This is a genomic window from Rhizobium sp. IY2 (assembly GCF_047532935.1).
In the GTDB taxonomy this organism is placed as follows: domain Bacteria; phylum Pseudomonadota; class Alphaproteobacteria; order Rhizobiales; family Rhizobiaceae; genus Rhizobium; species Rhizobium anhuiense.
Genome location: NZ_JBLKNU010000026.1, coordinates 1 through 18463 on the forward strand (window position 1 = coordinate 1; position 18463 = coordinate 18463).

General features: G+C 57.0%; 13 protein-coding genes and 8 pseudogenes. 12 read left to right on the top strand and 9 right to left on the bottom strand.

Going from position 1 to position 18463, the window contains the following annotated elements:
• Window positions 1-298 (top strand): phosphopantetheine-binding protein (locus ACMUVN_RS33015; RefSeq protein ID WP_414816033.1); only part of this gene is annotated, 298 nt, incomplete at its 5' end.
• 28 nt (window positions 299-326) lie between these two features.
• On the opposite strand, the pseudogene ACMUVN_RS33020 reads toward ACMUVN_RS33015, so the two are convergent.
• Together ACMUVN_RS33020 and ACMUVN_RS33025 are read right to left on the bottom strand one after the other, a co-directional pair.
• Window positions 327-491, bottom strand: a pseudogene (locus ACMUVN_RS33020) (IS5/IS1182 family transposase); the annotation flags it as partial.
• Window positions 492-724: pseudogene (locus tag ACMUVN_RS33025) on the bottom strand (hypothetical protein); the annotation flags it as partial.
• A 452-nt stretch (window positions 725-1176) separates the two neighbouring features.
• On the opposite strand from ACMUVN_RS33025, the gene ACMUVN_RS33030 reads away from it, so the two are divergent.
• From ACMUVN_RS33030 to ACMUVN_RS33055, 6 genes and pseudogenes are all read left to right on the top strand, one after another.
• Window positions 1177-2337, top strand: coding sequence for a 4'-phosphopantetheinyl transferase family protein (locus tag ACMUVN_RS33030; RefSeq protein ID WP_245268471.1), 1161 nt, complete (start codon window positions 1177-1179; stop codon window positions 2335-2337).
• 65 nt (window positions 2338-2402) lie between these two features.
• Complete coding sequence (locus ACMUVN_RS33035; RefSeq protein ID WP_414816034.1) at window positions 2403-2966, top strand: hypothetical protein; 564 nt, start codon at window positions 2403-2405, stop codon at window positions 2964-2966.
• A 373-nt stretch (window positions 2967-3339) separates the two neighbouring features.
• Window positions 3340-3576: pseudogene (locus ACMUVN_RS33040) on the top strand (helix-turn-helix domain-containing protein); the annotation flags it as partial.
• Window positions 3577-3615: 39 nt separating this feature from the next.
• Window positions 3616-3744: pseudogene (locus ACMUVN_RS33045) on the top strand (DUF2269 family protein); the annotation flags it as partial.
• A gap of 982 nt (window positions 3745-4726) precedes the next feature.
• Window positions 4727-4864, top strand: a pseudogene (locus ACMUVN_RS33050) (GntR family transcriptional regulator); the annotation flags it as partial.
• 133 nt (window positions 4865-4997) lie between these two features.
• Window positions 4998-5858 carry a S49 family peptidase gene (locus ACMUVN_RS33055; RefSeq protein WP_414816035.1) on the top strand — a complete coding sequence of 287 codons (861 nt, stop codon included), beginning with the start codon at window positions 4998-5000 and terminating at the stop codon, window positions 5856-5858.
• Window positions 5859-5995: 137 nt separating this feature from the next.
• Here ACMUVN_RS33055 and ACMUVN_RS33060 read toward each other — a convergent pair whose 3' ends face one another.
• Together ACMUVN_RS33060 and ACMUVN_RS33065 are read right to left on the bottom strand one after the other, a co-directional pair.
• The gene (locus tag ACMUVN_RS33060; protein WP_414816038.1) at window positions 5996-6169 is read right to left on the bottom strand and encodes a hypothetical protein; all 174 of its coding nucleotides are present in this window, start codon (window positions 6167-6169) and stop codon (window positions 5996-5998) included.
• Window positions 6170-6739: pseudogene (locus tag ACMUVN_RS33065) on the bottom strand (IS6 family transposase); the annotation flags it as partial.
• Window positions 6740-7159: 420 nt separating this feature from the next.
• Between ACMUVN_RS33065 and ACMUVN_RS33070 the strand changes: the two are divergent.
• The gene (locus tag ACMUVN_RS33070; protein ID WP_414816036.1) at window positions 7160-8332 is read left to right on the top strand and encodes a hypothetical protein; all 1173 of its coding nucleotides are present in this window, start codon (window positions 7160-7162) and stop codon (window positions 8330-8332) included.
• A gap of 70 nt (window positions 8333-8402) precedes the next feature.
• Here ACMUVN_RS33070 and ACMUVN_RS33075 read toward each other — a convergent pair.
• Together ACMUVN_RS33075 and ACMUVN_RS33080 are read right to left on the bottom strand one after the other, a co-directional pair.
• Window positions 8403-8811: pseudogene (locus tag ACMUVN_RS33075) on the bottom strand (integrase core domain-containing protein); the annotation flags it as partial.
• Window positions 8745-9167, bottom strand: a complete 423-nt coding sequence (locus ACMUVN_RS33080; RefSeq protein ID WP_318026076.1) for a peptidoglycan-binding domain-containing protein — start codon at window positions 9165-9167, stop codon at window positions 8745-8747. The gene ACMUVN_RS33080 and the pseudogene ACMUVN_RS33075, both read right to left, overlap by 67 nt.
• Window positions 9168-10919: 1752 nt before the next feature.
• On the opposite strand from ACMUVN_RS33080, the gene ACMUVN_RS33085 reads away from it, so the two are divergent.
• On the top strand, window positions 10920-11585 hold the full coding sequence (locus tag ACMUVN_RS33085) for a transcriptional regulator (protein ID WP_017968985.1): 666 nt from the start codon (window positions 10920-10922) through the stop codon (window positions 11583-11585).
• A gap of 123 nt (window positions 11586-11708) precedes the next feature.
• Complete coding sequence (locus ACMUVN_RS33090; RefSeq protein WP_162118153.1) at window positions 11709-12260, top strand: hypothetical protein; 552 nt, start codon at window positions 11709-11711, stop codon at window positions 12258-12260.
• A 953-nt stretch (window positions 12261-13213) separates the two neighbouring features.
• Here the strand turns inward: ACMUVN_RS33090 and rpoN are convergent.
• From rpoN to fdxB, 3 genes and pseudogenes are all read right to left on the bottom strand, one after another.
• Window positions 13214-14770 (bottom strand): RNA polymerase factor sigma-54, encoded by a 1557-nt coding sequence (gene rpoN / locus ACMUVN_RS33095; protein ID WP_162118150.1) that lies wholly within the window; start codon window positions 14768-14770, stop codon window positions 13214-13216.
• 410 nt (window positions 14771-15180) lie between these two features.
• A pseudogene (locus tag ACMUVN_RS33100) lies at window positions 15181-15501 on the bottom strand (RNA polymerase sigma-54 factor); the annotation flags it as partial.
• A gap of 17 nt (window positions 15502-15518) precedes the next feature.
• A complete protein-coding gene (fdxB, locus tag ACMUVN_RS33105) occupies window positions 15519-15812 on the bottom strand; it encodes a ferredoxin III, nif-specific (RefSeq protein ID WP_017968979.1) in 294 nt (97 codons plus the stop codon).
• A gap of 922 nt (window positions 15813-16734) precedes the next feature.
• Here fdxB and ACMUVN_RS33110 point away from each other — a divergent pair.
• Complete coding sequence (locus tag ACMUVN_RS33110) at window positions 16735-17373, top strand: hypothetical protein (RefSeq protein ID WP_017968978.1); 639 nt, start codon at window positions 16735-16737, stop codon at window positions 17371-17373.
• A 155-nt stretch (window positions 17374-17528) separates the two neighbouring features.
• Complete coding sequence (locus ACMUVN_RS33115; RefSeq protein WP_414816037.1) at window positions 17529-18401, top strand: TlpA disulfide reductase family protein; 873 nt, start codon at window positions 17529-17531, stop codon at window positions 18399-18401.
• The last annotated feature ends 62 nt before the right edge of the window (window positions 18402-18463 follow it).

Genomic DNA, 18463 nt, shown 5'->3' on the forward strand with positions numbered 1-18463 from the left:
GCAGGGCGAGATCGAGACGCTGCTGGCCGGGATCTGGGCCGAGCTTCTCGGCGTCGAGCGGGTCGGGCGCCACGACAACTTCTTCGAGCTCGGCGGCCACTCATTGTTGGCGGTGCGCCTGCTCGTCCGGCTGACAGAGGCCTTGGCAGTGGAGCTGCCGCTGGCGATCCTGTTCGCCAAGCCAACATTGGCCGAGCTAGCCCGTGAATATTCCATCAGCTTGATTACTCAAGAATTTGATAGCCACCAACTTCAGAAACTCCTTTCGTCTGGCGTTGGTGCATGGATCGGGACTTGAGCGGGATCTGGATCTGTGATGGGGCTATCTATGTGGCCGGCCCATTGCGGCGGATGGATTTAGGGCGTGCGCATGCAAGCATACGATTGAGGGCGGCGCAGCCGATGGCCACTTCCGTCTGCTGACGCCCGATGATGGACTTGTATGGGCCGATGGCAGTCTCGACCAGTGAGCGCTTGCCGGTGGAGACCTGCAGCCAAGGCCCGTCGAGATGATGCATTACCTTAAGGCGAAGCTGCGCATTAACGCCGGTGCCGAACCAAGCAGGACCCGGACCTTGCCGGCGCGCACGTTGGCGAACAGCCGCTGCTTGGCCTCGGTCTTCTTGTAATCCTGCATGAAGGCAATTTCTGCCGCCGGCACCCCATGCCCGACTAACTCGTCACGGATCCAGCGATAGGCGGAAAAGCCGCAGGTCGGCTGGATCACCCATCGACGGACATTCAGAGTTGGTTTTCGGTCTCAAGTTTTCAGTCTCCTGATCGGGACTTTGACGATGCCGCACACGTTCAATGCCGATCGGCGGGACAAATGCCAAGCAGAGACAAGTGACGATTTGGCCGGCATATTATGAGAGCCTGCGTCAACGTGGCTATTTGACCACCGGGGTGAAGGATGAGGCCCTGTCTTTATGGACTACGCGGAGGCGGACATAGCGGAGTGGTCAGCCGAAATACGGATCTGGCGATTACGTTTTGCTCCTACCCTGCGCGTCGTCTACGGGGCTGACGCTCCGCCATACCTAAGGCTTGAGGCGCAGTGTTGGCGCTGATAGAGTACGACATTGACGTGCCTGACTTCTCGCCGGAGCAAAGGGCTGGCGTAAAGTCCCGAGCCACAACATCAGATCCGGTCCATCTGGTTGCGACGGCACCGGCTTGAAGGTCTTCGGCGAGGGCGAGTGGCTGGAAGACAAGCACAAAACCAAGGCCAAACGAAAAGATGGGCAAACTGCCCCTTGGTTCCAATGGTGGTCAGGACTGGTTTTCCGGTGCGTCAGCCCTGATCCTACTGGTGACAAGTTTTGCGAGGACGGCATGGAAGCAAGGCATCCCCACCGTATTCCGTGTGGTGTTGATCGAGGCGCGGCACGTTGCGCAAAACATGTTGCTGGCGGCGACTGCAACGGCCTCGTTGCCACGCCGACTTGCGCATTGAACGACAACATCATCGATGACGATCCTCGACATCGATCCAATCATGCAATCGCCAATCTATGCGGTGGCGGTCGGCACTCGTTTGGAAACCGCAACAGTAGCCGATTTGGTCGACTGGTCAGCCGTGGAACACCAGCAATGAGCATGGCGGGCGACCTGGATCCAGGGCAGGTGAGCAGTGAACTGCGGGTCGATATTTTTCTGAGCCAGCCGAGGGAAGCAAGCGTTAGGCTGTGGAATGCGGCCCGTGACGTTCTGAACGAGGAGGAGCGTCAGCGTGCCCGACGCTTTGTCTTCGACCGCGACCGCGACATGTACGTCTTCAGTCATGGCCTGCTCAGGCTGCTGCTTGCCCGCTATATGGCCGCTGATCCGCGTGAACTAACTTTTGCTTGTGCATCCGGGGGTCGGCCCGAACTCGTCTCGCCGTCTTCTGCTCCGATCCGCTTCAACCTCTCCCATGCCGATGGGTTGGTCGGCTGCATCCTCACGCAAAAAGCCGATTGCGGCCTTGATGTCGAGCAGATCGGCAGGGTCGACTACCGACATCTGGTGTCGACTGTGCTTGCTCCAGAGGAGCGTTCGGCGCTGCTGGGACTGGCGGAGGCGGATCGACCGGGTCGTTTTTGTGAGATCTGGACGCTGAAGGAAGCTTATCTCAAGGGGCGAGGGCTGGGCATATCCTATCCCATCCGTAATATCTCCTTTTCCGGTTTCGAAGGTAATCGCCGATGTCGCGTCCGCGGCGACGAACGAGATGACGGCAGCACATGGCACTTCTGGAGCAGGCCGTTTGCGGGTGCTTATTCTGCCGCCGCGGCTGTGCGAACGCTGCGCGACGACGTAAAATTCTCCGCGGGCTTTATCGAAGACCTGCCGTGAGTTCGGCCAGTTCCAGTAAACACCGGCAGGCACGCAGGTGAGGAACCGCCCCTTTCTTCACCTGCATGCGCACCATTCGCGCGGTTGCCACTGCCCGCCCCGGCGACGGACAGGCTTGGTCTCAAAGGGGATTGTCACACGCCATAACGAGTTCGTCCTACCAGATCATCGTTCGGAACCTTTCGCAGACGACGCAATATTTCTATGTCTTCCAGAAGCAGGCCGCATTTCCGTTGCTGCCGAGCTCTGATCCCATCCTCAGCGGCAGTCTCGGCTGCCAAAGCGTCGGCAATTACGCAACTACGGGAGCGCAGATCAATTTCGGTTTGGACAGTCAGGTCTACGCAGGTGTCCTCAGCACCAGACAGGTGTCGCTCTCCCAGCTGATCGTGCTTCTCTCGCTCAATGCAGCCACGCTATCGGTGGTCGGCAGCACCTCGGCATTCCGAGCTGTTACGCTCACCACGGCCGATGGTTCGCCGGACAATTGCACGACCTTGACGCTCGACCCGCTCGGACTTCGGCGCCGGCCAACCAAGCCGGAATTGCGATCGGAGGGTTTGGAATCAACGTGCCTTCCTATACGCCGTTGCCGCATCCCGAACTCTATTGAGGCGTCGTCGCACTGAACAACAATCAGGCGGTCATACTCTCGAGCTTCGTCGCTCCTGTCCCCAATGCCGTCATGAACTGCATACCGGAGCAAATCTTTTTCGTGAAGATGGGCTACCAGCCGGTCGGAAGCACAGTGGCTTACGACGAGAGCAACGCCGCCTGCTGCGATTTCACCACCAACGATTTGCTAGAGCACCGCGCCCCTTTCCAGTGCCCTTTTGCATCAAGTGCGGCTCATTCGGCCAAGAAGTACTTGCGGCCTTGGCGCTTACGCTCTGCTGTCTCTTCAGGAGCAACACGACATGTGTGCCATCGTCGTCAACTTTGTCCGCTTCGTGACACGCCTTAGGATTCTTCGGTCCGGTATTTTTGTCCCTCTAAGTGTTTGCCCACTATCTCCACGACAGGGCCATGATTCCGTCGGGCTTAAGAAAAACTGCGAACTTTGCGCAATCGGGCCGCGAGCTGCAATGTCTTGAAATGACGGCCAGCGGCCTAATGGCAAAGCAGATCTGCGCTCGCCTGTCGATTTCCGTGAGTGCGGTGCAGCTCTATCTCGCTTCCGCACGCCGGAAGCTCACCGTCGCCACGACGAGTGAAGCGGTCGCCCGGCTCTTGAATTGATATGAGCATGCGGCCGGAGAATCTTCTGCGAGTAGTTCGGTGACGAGTGTTAGTCTGGTCGGGACTGGCGCGGGCATCGATTTCTTCATGTTGGTCGCGCATCGCGCCGGCAATGCCACAATCACGGCCGCCATCGATCGCATCGTGGTGACTGCTGATTTCCTGTACCCTGGTCTATAGTCTAGCGCAAGAAAGCCGCCTCAGGGATAGGGCCGGCGACGGCATCGCAGTGCTTTCGATCGCGCGCGCCATCTCCTTGCATGTCGAGATAATCGATATTCCTTCTTGATTTGGCCACGGCGCGCTTCGTAACGCTCAGATGCTCGGTGCTCGGTCTTTTCCGCCCATTCCATGGACTTCAGGATGCGGCGATCATCTCTTGCTCAGCGACTTCCCATTCCGCGAAAGCTTTCATCGGGGATGTCACGTTGTTTCATCGACGTCTGGACAAGGCGCTTGTTAGAGGCGTTCATCCCCCGCAACTATCTCGCCAACCGTTAAGCCGCAGACACATGATCACGCCTACACTTCCATTGCGGTGTTATGTTGTATTGGTCATCACCTTCGAGGTGAGAATCTAATCTATCCACCTACTTTGTCGGGTTGTCTAGCAAGAGGGGAATCTCATCGGGCTGCTCGACAGGTTGGTACGCGAACATAATCGCTGCAAACTTTCCCACGGGCCAACTACCGATCTTGAGACAAAGTCTGCGATAGTTGTATGAATACATGAACGAACTATACGTTTCTGTTTTTTTCGAAGAACACCAAAATACAGAATCGCATTCGAGCGTAGCACTCATGTATATCAAAAAATATATTATTGTTGTATATTGATCTACGCCAAGGTGCCGTCTAGATGTGGCACACGAGAGGCCGGAGTGTGCCCCGGGTAGCGACAAGAGGCCTAAATGACACGACCTAACACCCGACGCCAGAATTGAAGTGCCAGAAATGAAGGTCGGCCCCCTACTTGGGAACGTGACCGCGACCTCCGGTCAATGGCATTTAAAGCCAGCGGCGACAGCATGCCATAGCAGCCAACCGCGGCTGTAATGGACGTCGGCTATCTCGATCGTGCCGAAACGCGTGCTCTTTCGATCGAGAACCGAAAATATTTGACGTCCTACACCGAGAGGAAAACTATCAATTGCCTTGCTGTAAGAACGCACCCCGACGTGGTGGGCCTGATACAAATTTTTCTACTGAACCAGAGCCTGCGAAGGCGGACATTGCCTACGATGATATTCTGCAATTGCTCTACGCTCATTGCCGTGTGCCGGAGCAACAGTGGATTCACAAGGGTAACTCGGCCGCCGTGGAGCTCGTGATATAGCACAAAATTAAGAGCCAGCCCAACGGGGGCAGGTGCGGACTTTCGTTGCGGTGAAGATCGCGCGACCCGAAGCGAAGGATGAGAGATGGCCGGATTGTTGAGAAAACTGCTGCCGAAACGGTTCCGCAAGGACGGCATCACCATTCCGGTCGTCCGGCTGCAAGGGGCGATTATCAGCGGCGGCGGCCAGTTCCGGCCGACCCTCAATCTCGCCAATGTCTCTCCGGTTCTGGAAAAGGCCTTCGCCATGAAGGACGCGCCGGCGGTCGCCATCTCCATCAATTCGCCGGGCGGTTCGCCCGTCCAGTCGCGCCTGATCTTCACCCGCATTCGCGAGCTCGCCCGCGAGAAGCAGAAGAAGGTTCTGGTCTTCGTCGAGGATGTCGCCGCCTCCGGCGGCTACATGATCGCGCTTGCCGGCGACGAGATCATTGCCGATGCCACCTCGATCGTCGGCTCGATCGGAGTCGTCTCCGGCGGTTTCGGCTTTCCCGAACTGCTGAAGAAGCTCGGCGTCGAACGCCGCGTCTATACGGCGGGTGAAAACAAGGTGATCCTCGATCCTTTCCAGCCGGAAAAGGAAAAGGATATCGAATACCTGAAGAGCCTGCAGCTCCAAATCCATCAGGTCTTCATATCCATGGTGTGCGAGCGTCGCGCCGGCAAGCTGAGGGACGATGCGGCGGTGTTTTCCGGCCTGTTCTGGAGCGGCACGCGCGGCCTGGAGCTCGGCCTTATCGACGGCCTCGGCGACATGCGCCAGGAATTGAAGAGGCGCTACGGCCAGAAGACCAAGCTGGAGCTCGTCACCGCCGGCCGCGGCCTGCTGGGTCGGCGAATCCCCGGCGTATCGCCCGTCACGCTCGAGGGCGCGGCGTCCGGTCTTACGATGGGGCTTGTGGAAGCGGCTGAAGAAAGAGCATTGTGGAGCCGTTTCGGGCTTTGAAGGCTTGCGGTGCCGGTCCATGGTGGTGGACGCCACACATAGGCGCGATTGACATCGCCCCTTGGTTCTTATGGATTGTCGTCGGCACTGTAAAGTTATCAGCGGATTGATGCAGCGATAGCTGGCCGGGACGGCTGTCAGGCTGCGGCGACACACGCGATTTTGTTCCAGATTTGCATGGCGGCGTTACGCAGGTCGTCTCGATGTTGAGCCGATGACAGCGTATTACGGGGAAAGTGGAACGGGTTGGCAATCGGATCATGGATGGAAACGAACCGCTGAAGCTGGCGTGCCGACTTGAAGCGTTTCATGGTCCTTTCGCGTCGTCGGATCGGCTGGTGCGAATTTTCCGATCGATTATTGAGGCCTTTATGCGACCGGTGTTCGACACCGGGCATGAGGTCGCGCCTGGCGGCATCATAGGACCCGGAGCTTGTCGGTGATCAGGACCCGTGGTGTCCGCCTTTGAGCCTTCGGCAACTTACGCATCAGACGCTTTGCCGCTTTGGCTTTGGGCGGCTTTGCACCAGTACTTCGAGGACGAAGCCGTCCTGATCGACGGCACGCCAGAGCCACTGCTTCTTGCCATTGATGGCCACCACACATTCGTCGAGATGCCATTTGTCGCCCAGGCAGCCGGCTGAGCGTCGCTTGATCTGCCGGGCGAAATGCCGTCCGAATTTCTCCGCCCAGCTTCGAATGGTCTGATGCGTGACGATGATGCCGCGGGCCGCCAGCATGTCCTCAACCATGCGACAGGCTGAGCGGAAAGCGAAAGTAGAGCCAGACCGCGTGCGCAATGATCTCAGCAGTAAAGCGGTGGCGACGATAAAGCGGGTCACGAGCAACTTATGACATGGCACATGTACGCACATCTTCATCAGCCGTCGGTTAGCTTTACGGTGCCCTTGATGCAAATGCTGGGATGAAAAGCCGCTTTGTGGTCTAGCGAAATTGGATAGCTATGGTTTACCCGGAGGCACTGTTTCGGGTTGACGTTCACGCGAACAAACGTGGCTTTCAGACGCGACGTGTGCATCACGGCCGCGGAAACCAACAAGGCTGCGAGGCATATCTTCGCTCGTTTGCGACGATGAAACAATCTCGCAAGTGTTGCACCTTGCCAAGCGCATGCAGACACCCGTGTCTCAAAGCGGACAAAGCTGTCGCACTCTGGACCCCATGGCAAAGTGGAGTCGTCCGAAATCCCCGACTTAATCACCGCTCAATCGGCTTGGCACGACGAGTGCTAGGACCGACCCAGACACAAAAACTACATTCGATCGGAGCCAGGGAACAGCATGAATATCGTCGCCATTTCCAGATTACTTGCAACGGTGGCAGCTTATGTGTTGGCGCCCACACCCTTCGACGGCTTCGCCCATCCGGTCGATGCCAACCTGGCAATAAACAGGCCGGACGAGACGTCTTGGCGTTTGCTAGCTCATGTTGCTACCCCGGTCGCGCCCGGCAAGATTTTATTCGAAACATGGGCTTCGAACGAAGACACATTTACCCCGCACCCGGTGTTTCCGGGCGCCAAGGGTGACTCACCCTGTAACCCATCGGGCGCGGTCGTTGGAGCGGCGGAAATCGCCACCCCCGTGGCCAGCCCAAAAATACTGAGTGTTCCAGCCCTCCAGCAGCCGGCTCGGACGCGTCGTGCCCCGCATGTGTCGCCCGACGGGAGCGAAGAAGTTCGCCGCAACCAGACGACTTTCGATTACATCGTCTGCAACCAGCTCTTTACCAAGGCCGGTCTGCGATCCTTCTATAATGCCGGCCGGCCGATCTCATTTCCTGTCGGCGCCATGGAAGTCAAGACAAATTGGGTACCCGCCGATGAGGTCGATAGCTCCGATTATTATGTCAGCGAGGCAGCTGACGGGAAGAAATACGCTCTAACCGCCATGCATATCATTAGTAAGGTGCTGCCCAACTGGACCTGGGCAACCTTCGAGCACGAGAACAATCCAGGCCGTTGCGATTATACCGGATGCCATGATGCCTATGGTGCGGTTGTCGCCGACGTGGAGGCGAATGAGGTCCTTGATCGGCGCTACAGCGACTGTGCAAAGAACGACGCGCTGAAAGCCATGCTGAGCTCTGCGGGCCTTTCACCCGTGTGGGAACATTACTGCCTGAAGGGCAGCCAGATCGACTTCGTCACGGCGACCGGCTTGCCAACGCATCTTGGCAATTCGGTAACGGAGGCCGGATTCGCCGACACTTCGTCCTGCATCACCTGCCACGCGCGTGCCGCCGTCAACGCAAAGGGAATAATGACGACGCCAGCAGGATTCGTCGATCCGCCGATCCCGGCGCTCTGTCCCAATCCATCCCGTTCCTGCAGTCCGAATGGCGCGCCGGATCCGAATTGGTTCTGGACCAATCCCGGCAAGCTCGACCAGGCCGCCGTGGCCATGCAGACGGATTTCATCTGGTCAATTGCCCGATTTGCAATCGGCGACTAATACCGGCCCTGCCACGAGAAAGTGAACCAATCCCAAACGTCGGGCCACGGGAGGCTGGAGTTTTCCGGCTTCATTCACGGAGTGGGCTGGTTGCGCCTCCCGATTCATCAGTAGGATCGGCACCCTTATTGCCGATGGCACCATGAGGCCTCTCGTCATTGTAACATCTACGCCAACCCACCATCTTTTGGCGGGCATGCGCAAGTGTCAGGAACTAATGCTGGATCAGACCAACGGCTCGGAAGCGATCGCTAAATGCTTCAACGAATGCACTATTAGGTCGGCTTGCCTGGACGGGAGAAGTCCAAGGCCATCCCTTGGCATAGGCAAAACGTCGAGATCACGTGACACAAATTCCGTCCCCTGTTCGACACGGATCTTCCTCGGATAGCCGCCGGTCGGGCACAACCATTCAAGGTTTGCCCGACATCTTCACCTTGATAGCTGTGGCGCCGATCAAGCACGGGTGAATGGCGGGAGCCGGCGGCGACACTTGCGGCGAAAGGCTCACCGGCTCGGAAGGAACGACCTCAGGCTTTGGATCGACCGAAGGCACGATGGGTGCAGCAACCACGCCCGCCGGCAGCGCGGCAAGCTGCGCATCGGCAACCGAACTCGGAAACAGCGCCTTCAGCGAATCCTGGGTCACGACGCCGGAAGGCGTGAGCCCATGAGCCCGCTGAAACCCCTTGAGCGCGGCGACGGATTTCAATCCCCAGATCCCTGGCGCGCCGGCGTCGAAACCGTGATCGGCAAGCGCCTTCTGGACGTCACGAACCGGCCCGATTTCGGCGTAGGCCTGCCCTGTCGAGATCGCGCACAACATGCACTCCATCGCCAATGTCGAGAATTTCGCTTGCAGCGTCACGTCACTCGTACCCCGAGACGGGTGACTATACACCGCTGGGTTGACGCGCCACTGCTCTTGGCCCTCCCGCAGCACAGGTCACTACAACTTTTCTATTCTGTTGGCGCAAAGTCCAAAAAAGTCGTTATCAGCTTCGGCGTTCAGATTCATTGTCAATCAGTACCGAACATTGGGTCTGACGCATTTGATGACGATTTCTTTCACATTGCGCCGATCAATCGTGCCTGAAGAAGATCTTACTTGCGCGCTGATGAAACTGACGAACAACTGCAATTTCAGCTAGGTGGGCGAAAAAACTTAATCGGGGGGAAGAACGTGTGTCGTGAAGCCGACAAAGGTGACGATGTCGTAAGTTGATTGTCGTCAACGCCATCCCAACCGAAAACGCTGTTGGCTAGTCCTGGTGAGATCATGGATGATGATTAAGCGCCACGCCGAGGGATCCCGTGCACCAGAAGGGGTAAGTGCCGTGCTGTTCCGCCTCGGTTAAAAATACTCCGACCTCATCCTTGCAGGGATGACGTCCTAGGCAGTGGTGTCGCTAGGATTTTGATGCTTCAAAGATACGAAGGACCGCGGCCGCTCTAGGAGTTTTAGACAAAATTTGAAACACTCGTCGCGCTGAAGTCGTTTCACAGCTGCCATAAGGAGGGTGCCTGCAGCAGCTCGCCGAGGTACAGGACGCGCTCAATGGGAAGCCGTTCAACGCTCTTGCAGTGCATAGGGCCATCCAGGCTTCAGACTCAGCGGGGCTGGACGCTTCCGCCTACTCGGCTGGCGCGAATGAATTGGCTAGCGCCCGAAGTCACTCGTCCCACCCTTGCTCTGAAGAGACGCGTGCGCGTCAGCTTGCCGACCGTGATGATGGAACCCAGCCACGCGATCATCGCAGCACGGTGATCAACGAGCGATCTCACCGCATTTATTCCTCCACCAATCGCAACACTGACGGCGTGGAACGTCTTGAGGTCGACTTGCACCATCGGGCCACGCGGCGTGTGTATGGTGAGGGTACTGATATCGACGTCAATAGCGGATTTGTGTACGTCGTGGATTGCGTCAGTCATTTATTGAAGCGCTGTACCGAGTCTTTCCTCAGCATGCTTATGTCTCCTAGGGTAAGGTGTCATGGTTGACCTTGACTGTTCGCTGCTTGTGTCGCTTAAGCGGGCAATCGGTTTAGCGCTATATTTAGCTTTTCGGACACTACTATCGAACAAGCTCCTCTTTAGTCTAGGCATGGTGGCCGGTTGCCAAGTAACTGCTATGGCATTTCGGCCTTTTTGACTTTCGGACTATTCCGTTCGAAGGGCGAGAGATGCACAGCACGATGAAGTAGAAGTTCATGGGCAGGGCGACAAGGAAGGGCGAAGGAGGTATCCACGATCGCCCGGAGATTGATGTAATCGGGGCGCCTCACACAACCGTCCGAGCAGACTCGTGTAGGATGCTCTGGGACAAGCTCACCCAACACGCGCCTATGACCAAGATCATCTATCGCGGGATACGTTTTACCACCCCCCAAGTGGAGCAGCTTTTCCGACGTCCGGCGAATGATGTCCTGCTAAATTTCAAGGTCCAGGATCTCGGTGATGAGTAGCATTGGGGTGAGCGTCTCCAAGGGTCTGGACCGGCGACGCGGGAGTCGGTATTTGCAGAGGCAAGTAGCATTGGCGAAATCTCGCCGAGACATTATCGCAGATAGAAGGCTTCCTTAAAGTGAAAAAAGTCCAGCGCAGCTTTGCCGTCGAGTACAAATCAGATCGGCGAAAACTCAATTCCAAACCGAACTCGATTTGGGGAGACACCGATCTGAAGTCCGTTGCTCAAGATCTGCAGGATGAGGCAATGCCATTTATGGCATTAACTCCGCAGGCAAGAAGCAGTGAGATGCTTGTATCCGGAGAAGAACAGGCCGGGCCGTTATTGACACTGCCGGTCGGGCGGGAGACAAATGCATCGGCTTTACAGGAGACCACAATGGCCGACGAAAACGCTACGATGATCAATGCTGACACGCCGGCCGCCGCGGCGCCCGATGTGCCGAAAAAAACGCGCAAACCTCGCGCCAAGAAGGCTGTGCCTGAAACGGCCGCAGTAGCCGTTTCTCTGCAGCCGGCTGTGGCCTCGAATGCCACCGCCGGAAAGCAGAGGAGAGGACGCAAAGCAAAGTCGGACGAAGGTGCGACAAGCGCCAGGCGTGCGCCTATCAAACGTGCTCCGAGGGCGGTGCAGGCAGCGACCGTACCGTCGGTGGCTGCAGTTGATGAGTTTGCCGATCTTCTGCAGCTCGAAGAGGAAAATCAACGACTGCGCAAGCTGCTGGCGGAGAAGCTCCGCGCTGAAAATGCCGATTTGCGAAAGCGACTCAACCTCGAGATGTAGAAGGCGGCCAAGCGATGGCCGCATTCTTGTGCTGGTAGAAGTGAAGATTTGGCGGCGGTTCGTTCTGCCGCCAACGTTTTTGCTCGCTGTTTGCATGCGCAGCAGAATCCGAGGTCGATTAATATGGCGTCCCCATGGAAACTTCTTACTGGGCTGGTGTCTCGTCGACGCGAGCAGAAGGGCTCGACCGATGATGTGAAGCCGGACGTATTGGCCATCGCGGAGCCGGCTGAAACAGCAACCAAAGACGAGTTGGGCACCACAGACCGTTCGGCCGACGAAAAGCCAGTTTTTGCAAGTCATTCCGCCGTGGCGTCAGTCGACCAGGATCATCCCGACAAAGCGGCAAGCGCTGTTGATGATCGCGCAGGCATCGAAGACGCAAAGTCGGCGGAAGCGGCTGATGCGGCTTTGCCCGATGTGGCCAATACAGCCGCGCGTGCCGCACCGAAGATCTCTCGAGTTGGCGGTGGTCAAACGCGAAAGCGCAGCATGCGGCGCACGAAAGTGGAAGAGATCGCGGTTGTTCTCCCACCGTCTCTGACTGTTTCTGCCACTTTTGAAGAGGCAATCAATCTTGATGAAGAGATTAGGCTGCTCCGGGATCAGCTGGCGCGCAAGCTTCAAATACAGAACACACAATTAAAGAGGATGCTGCAGCGCTTTGAGCGGTGAACGCGTCCATTAGATCCGGGGCCGGCATATTCGTGGCTACATGGACCCGAACGGTTGGAGAGGCGTCCCACCATTCCTCAACTGCTGTTAAGATCCGGTTTGGCTCTCTCCGCAGCGACTCCCAATTTTCCAGATGGCGTGCGAGATAAGCCAAATCAAGGCCGGGCGCGGCAACGACCGGATTCAGCCCGGCAATTGAAAGAGAACGCGGATTCCCCGACTTCGTCGTTGGTCAGATATTGACTCTCGACCGGCCCAAAGACGAATGTCATGGAATCCGCGGCTCTTTGAGGCGCATCGCTGCCGACTCTTCGATAAATTCACGATAGACCGAGCCGCTTCCGTTCGCTTAGCGCTATGGCCGGGAAGCACTCGGCATCCCAATAAGGATGTCGGATCTGTTGTTCGAGAACCCCATAAAGCCCAAATAAACGTTGTGGAAGAGCGAAGTACCTCATGAAAGTCACAGCCCGAGCTCCGCACGATCAGATTGACGATCACACTTGCTTGCTTACGGACGGTCCGCTCCAATTCTGTACCCCTCGGGGAGAACTGCGTATCCGAGCGCGCAAAAGATGCTGATTATGCGGCTGGAGTTCGAGCGGGATCATTGCCAGTCTTCGCCGAGTGCGGAGGAGAAGATGTCGCATGGCCGAAAAGGATTCGACATTCTCTAACACCTTGCGCCGGGGGCAGGCGCGGGCGATCAGCCACGACGCCAACCGGTCCCGTGTTGCAGGTGGAAGAAAAATGTCGGGCTCTCCACGGACGCGAGCAACGGCTGCGTGTGGAAGTCCGTTTGCCCTTGGCACCATGCCGGAGATGTGAACAGATTGAAGTCCTTCACCAAGGTGGAGGGAACGTGATCTGGAATGGTAGCTCTTCACTGTGTGTTCTCCTTCTGCAACCACCGTCTGATTGGTGCCTTCGAAGAAGGCACCCTTGGCGTCTCTTCAGAAACCAGCGACCTTGGCGAGCGCCCGCTTCTCGCGGCGGCGCTGCACCGAAGAGGCAATGTTCATCGCTTCCCGGTATTTCGCAACCGTGCGGCGGGCGAGATCGACGCCGTCCTTCTTCAGCATGTCGACGATATCGTCATCGGAAAGCACCGCCTCCGGGCTCTCCTGCAGGATCAGCGCACGGATCTTGTGACGCACGGCCTCGGCCGAATGGCTGTCACCGCCGGCGACGGCGCTGATCGAGACGGTGAAGAAATATTTGAGTTCGAAGAGGCCGCGCGGCGTCAGCATATATTTGTTCGACGTGACGCGGCTGACTGTGGATTCATGCATCTTGATCGCCTCGGCGACCGTCTTTAGGTTCAGCGGGCGCAGATAGTCGACGCCATGCAGCAGGAAGGCGTCCTGCTGGCGGACGATTTCGCTTGCCACCTTCATGATGGTTTTTGCCCGCTGATCGAGGCTGCGCGTCAGCCAGTTGGCGCTCTGCAGGCAATCGGAGAGGAAGGCGTGGTCCTCCCCGTCCTTTTTCACCTTGGAAAAATACGACTGGTCGATCAGCACGCGCGGCAGCGCATCCGGATTGAGCTCGACCAGCCAGCCGCCGTCCGAGGAGGCTCTGACGACCACATCGGGCATGATCGCTTCGGAAATACCCGCCTCGAAACCGCTGCCGGGCTTGGGATTGAGCTGGCGGATCTCGCCGAGCATGTCGAGAAGATCTTCCTCGTCGACGCCGCAAAGCCGCTTCAGCGTGGCAAAATCGCGCCGGGCAAGCAGTTCGAGATTTTCGACCAGAGCCTGCATGGCCGGGTCATATCGGTCCTTCTGCTTCAGCTGGATCGCCAGGCACTCGGCGAGGCTGCGGGCGAAAACACCCGGCGGATCGAGGCTCTGGAGGGTGGCGAGCACGCGCTCTGCCTGTGCGAGGCTCGTGCCCAGCCTCTCGCCCGCCTCGACGATATCGGCCTGCAGATAACCGCAGTCGTCGAGCTGGTCGACGAAATTCTGCGCGATCAGCCGGTCGGCCATGTCAGGCAGGACGAAGGGGATCTGCTGGGCGAGATGATCGCGCAGCGACACCTGGCCGGCGACGAAATCGTCGAGATCGTAGTCGGCGCCCTCGCCGCTGCCCGGCATCGACTTCCACTGGCTGACGAGCTCCGGCGCATCGAGGCGCTGCGGGGCACCGTCGTCAGGAAAGACATTGGTGTAATTGGCGTCGAGCTCGTCGTTCAGCCGGCTGGTGCTGGCGCTGCCGCCATTGTCATACCAGTCGCTGGAGAGCGGATCCTCACGATTGTCGGTGCCATCATCCGCGCCGGCATCCTCCGGCTGATGAGCATGCTCTCCATCTTCGGCATCGCCACGTTCGCCGCCCGCCTCGCCGTCGTTCGCGAAATTGAGCAGTGGGTTCTTCTCCACTTCCAGGGCGATAAACTGGGTGAGTTCAAAATGAGTCATCTGCAGCAACTGGATGGATTGCATCAGTTGCGGTGACATCATCAGGGAGTGGGTCTGGCGCAGGGTTAGTTTGGCGGACAAAGCCATGGAAACCTCCTGACCGCTAGGAAAACGTTGTCTCAAGGATCGGACTATTGAAAGGCACCCCACAGGCGGCAAGGGAGACGGAGAAGAGCAGTGTGCCTACAAGAGCGATTACTTCCATCGGAGGATCCCCCATTTTCGGCGAACGCTGGTTCATCGGCATGGCTTGTCTGAAGGTAGGCGAGCGCTTACTCTCAGGTGCCGTGTTGGTGACCATAGAACTACTAATCACTCTGGACATTCCGAACTCCAATAACGCTTGAAAGCTCAGTTCCGCGAGCAAGAGCGATGCCAGTCTGAGAAACCTCGCCTTTCCAACTGGGCATGCTCTTGGTTGTCCGCTCTAGACATCTTTGCTACAGGCTTTCGTCGGAGACGCGACAGGGCCACTTAGCCTGTCAATTGGGAGAAATGGTGCAATCGGCGTCGAGTTCGTCCCTTAGCCGCCTGGTGCTGGCGTTGCCGCCATTGTCATGCCATTCGCTGGAGCGCGCATCGGTGCGGTTATCGTAACGATCGTCTGCGCTGGCGTCCTCCGGCAAGCGGCCGAACTGCTCGTCGCCTATCTCGCCGTCGTTCGATCAAAATTCGAGCAGCGGGTTCTTCTCGACTTTCAGGGTGATGAACTGCTTGAGTTCGAAACGCGTCATCTGCAGCAACTGGATGGCTTGCATCAGTCGCGGTGTCAGCACCAAAGGGTGCGTCTGACGGAGGAAAAGATTGGCAGAGGTCATGGGAACTCCTGGTCCCGTTAGTCGGAGGTGATGTGAGTCTGACAATTCTTCGGGCAGACGCGGGCGCAGGCGCCGCAACCGATACATCGGCCGGGGTGATCGACAATCATCAGCAATCGCTCGACCTCATCATCGTCTGCTCCATCACCGTCACCTAAAATTTCGCCTGAGTCAGTGATGCCGCGAATGTGCATGACGTCACGCGAACAGACTTTGAAACAACGGCCGCAGCCAATGCAACTTGCGTCTATCTGGCCCAGATATTCCGGGAGCCATCTAGATCCGTCGCGGCTTACGAATGAATCCGGCATAGTGTTCTCCTGTGCAGCGAGGTCTTTTTGCGCAATGCAGATCTAGCATTGCTCTTGAAGGTCGGCTCAGAGCCGTTGAAACGGGCGTTTGAGACATGGATGCCTTTCCTGTGAAGAGGTTTCACGGATCGCTACCATGGTATTCCTCTTCAGCCGTACACCAGGATTAAGATCCAGGTGCCGGCTGGTTCCAAAACGCGCCTTAGGGTATTTTCAAGCACCGAGGCCATAGCCCCTCCTTCACAGGTTGGGAGACTTACATGTCAGCGGCCAGACGTCCCTTGGCTCCAACCGAATTTATTTTTGTGTCTGGTTGGTCCTAGCACTCGTCGTGCCAGGCCGATGGCGCCCTGATTAACCTGGGGATTTCGGACCAGTCCCCTTTCGCCAGGGGTTCCACAGTGCGGCAGCTTTGTCAGCTTTCGCGAGAGCGGGTGTCTCCATGCGCTTGGCTGATTCCGAGATCGTTTAACCCGCTAACGACTGAAGATATGCCTCGCGGCCTGTTGGTTTCGGCGAGCGTGATGCACATGTCGTCGTCCGTTAAACCACTGCATTTGATCGCGTGAATCTCAGCGCGGAGCAGAGCCTCCGGTAAACCATAGCCATCCAGTCTCGCTAGAGAACAGCGCCGCTTTTCATGGCCAGCATTTGCATCAAGTGCGCTCGATCGACCGAGAGGTGCGTCATTGGGGCTCGCCCTCTGCGGCTTCTTCAGGGGCACCATGACATATGTGCGACATTGTCGTCACTTTGTCGGCTTCGTGACACGGTTTAGGATTCTTCGGTCCAGTATTTTAAACCTCTAAGTGTCTGTGGCAGCACCAACTTTCGTTCTGCCCATCAATCAACTCAATTGGCACGACGCTTGAAAATTGTTCCCGGGCTGCGACGGAGCCAGCTTGTATGAAACGGAGATCGCATGTCCATCCGGAAAAGGAAGTTCTTCGTCAAGCGGGGACAAGGCATCGTGGTTGGCAGCTTCAACGGAACTAAAACTGCGGAGACAAACATGGAACCGGGTTTGAAAGCAGCGCTCCTTGATCAGATCTCGGCGGTAAAAAAGGTCAAGGACTTCCAAGTAGTGCTCTCCGCAGTTGAAAAGGCAATCAAGTTGATCCCGGACAATATCTACTTGCGCGAGTATCATGTGGCGACATTGATCGGAAAATTGCATGACTTTGAGGCGGGTTGGATAGCGTTGGGCCGATTTACACGGAATGCAATTGAACGAAACTCCGAAGATTGGCTTCTGGCGGCGATGCGGCAACTCTTCGGTTCGCCGTACGATTACTCGTGCCTTCCTTTTGCGGAGCGCTTCTCCATGGGCAAGGAACTCTCCGATCGCATTCTGACACTGTGTCCGCAATGGGATCCTAGGTCGCGCGCTCTCTCTTACGCGGCAATTGCTCCTTACTACCATGAAAACGGCAAAAATGAACGGGCAGTGGAGTTGATCGAGGAGGCATTGAAATTGTTAGAAGGTGAGTCTCTCGCGGATGACGTGAAGCAGGAATGGCTGGCGCAATTGCTGCAGGCATTGGAAAAATACAAGGGATAGAGGATTGATACGAATTTTCCACGGATCCGAAGAAGTGGGATTGAAAAAGAGCAGCCTGTCGGCGCTGCTCAGGCAGCATCTCCAATCATTCTGAGGAAGAAGGGACTTAATATGTTTCGGAGCAGGATTGATCGAAATCAAGGGCAGACGGCCCGATGTCTGCGAGGACTGGCATTCGAGCTCCGTCGATCGAAATGCTCACCTGGATATGTGGCAAACCGGTTTTCGCGCTACAGCGCGGCACGATATACATCGTTGCACTCTTCGCGACAAGCTGCGTATTTTGCCCGAAGGCCCTTGCCGACCTGGGGCGGTTGCAGGAGAAATACCGGGATATGGGAGTTGAGGCATTCGGGGTTGCAGCAAGGGAGCTGGCTGCAACGGCTGACGAGGCCCGCGCGCGAGTGGAGACATGGCTAAATAAAAAGCTTCCGAATTCGACGATCCCGATTGCCTTCGAGCATACAGGTGAAATGAACAAGCTTTGGTTGGTTGCCAGCGGATCTGTCGGAGATCCAACAATTTTCGTCGTCGACCGAGACAACAGCATCACCTATATTGGCTACCCGGAGCCTGCGGACCCGGACCTACTCGAGCGCGTTTTGACAAAAGTCATGGACGGCAGTTGGGACACCAGCGCAGAAGCGAAAAAAGCCCACGAGAAGTGGCTTGAAGTAGCGCTCGTTCACCGCGCGAATGGCGCGCTGAGCATTAAGGATTTCAAGACCGCGCTCTCGACAATTGAAGAGCTCAAAGAGGGATTTCCGGATAATCTTCAATACCGCGAACATCATGTCAAGGTGTTGCTTGAAATGATGCACGACTTTGAGGCGGGCTGGATCGTATTGGCCGGACTTGTCCGAGATGCAATCGAAAAAAATGATGATCGTTGGCTTCTGGTGGCGATGCAGCAACTCTTCGGTTCACCGTACGACTACTCCCGCCTTCCATTTGCGGAACGCTTTTCGATGGGCAAGGAATGGCCTGCTGCCGGTTTCATGGACATCGAGTTAAGGTGTTCCTCCTGAAACCGGAGAGCATGAATGCAAAGACGAATATTCAGCCGCGAGTACAAGCTTGAGGCTGTGAA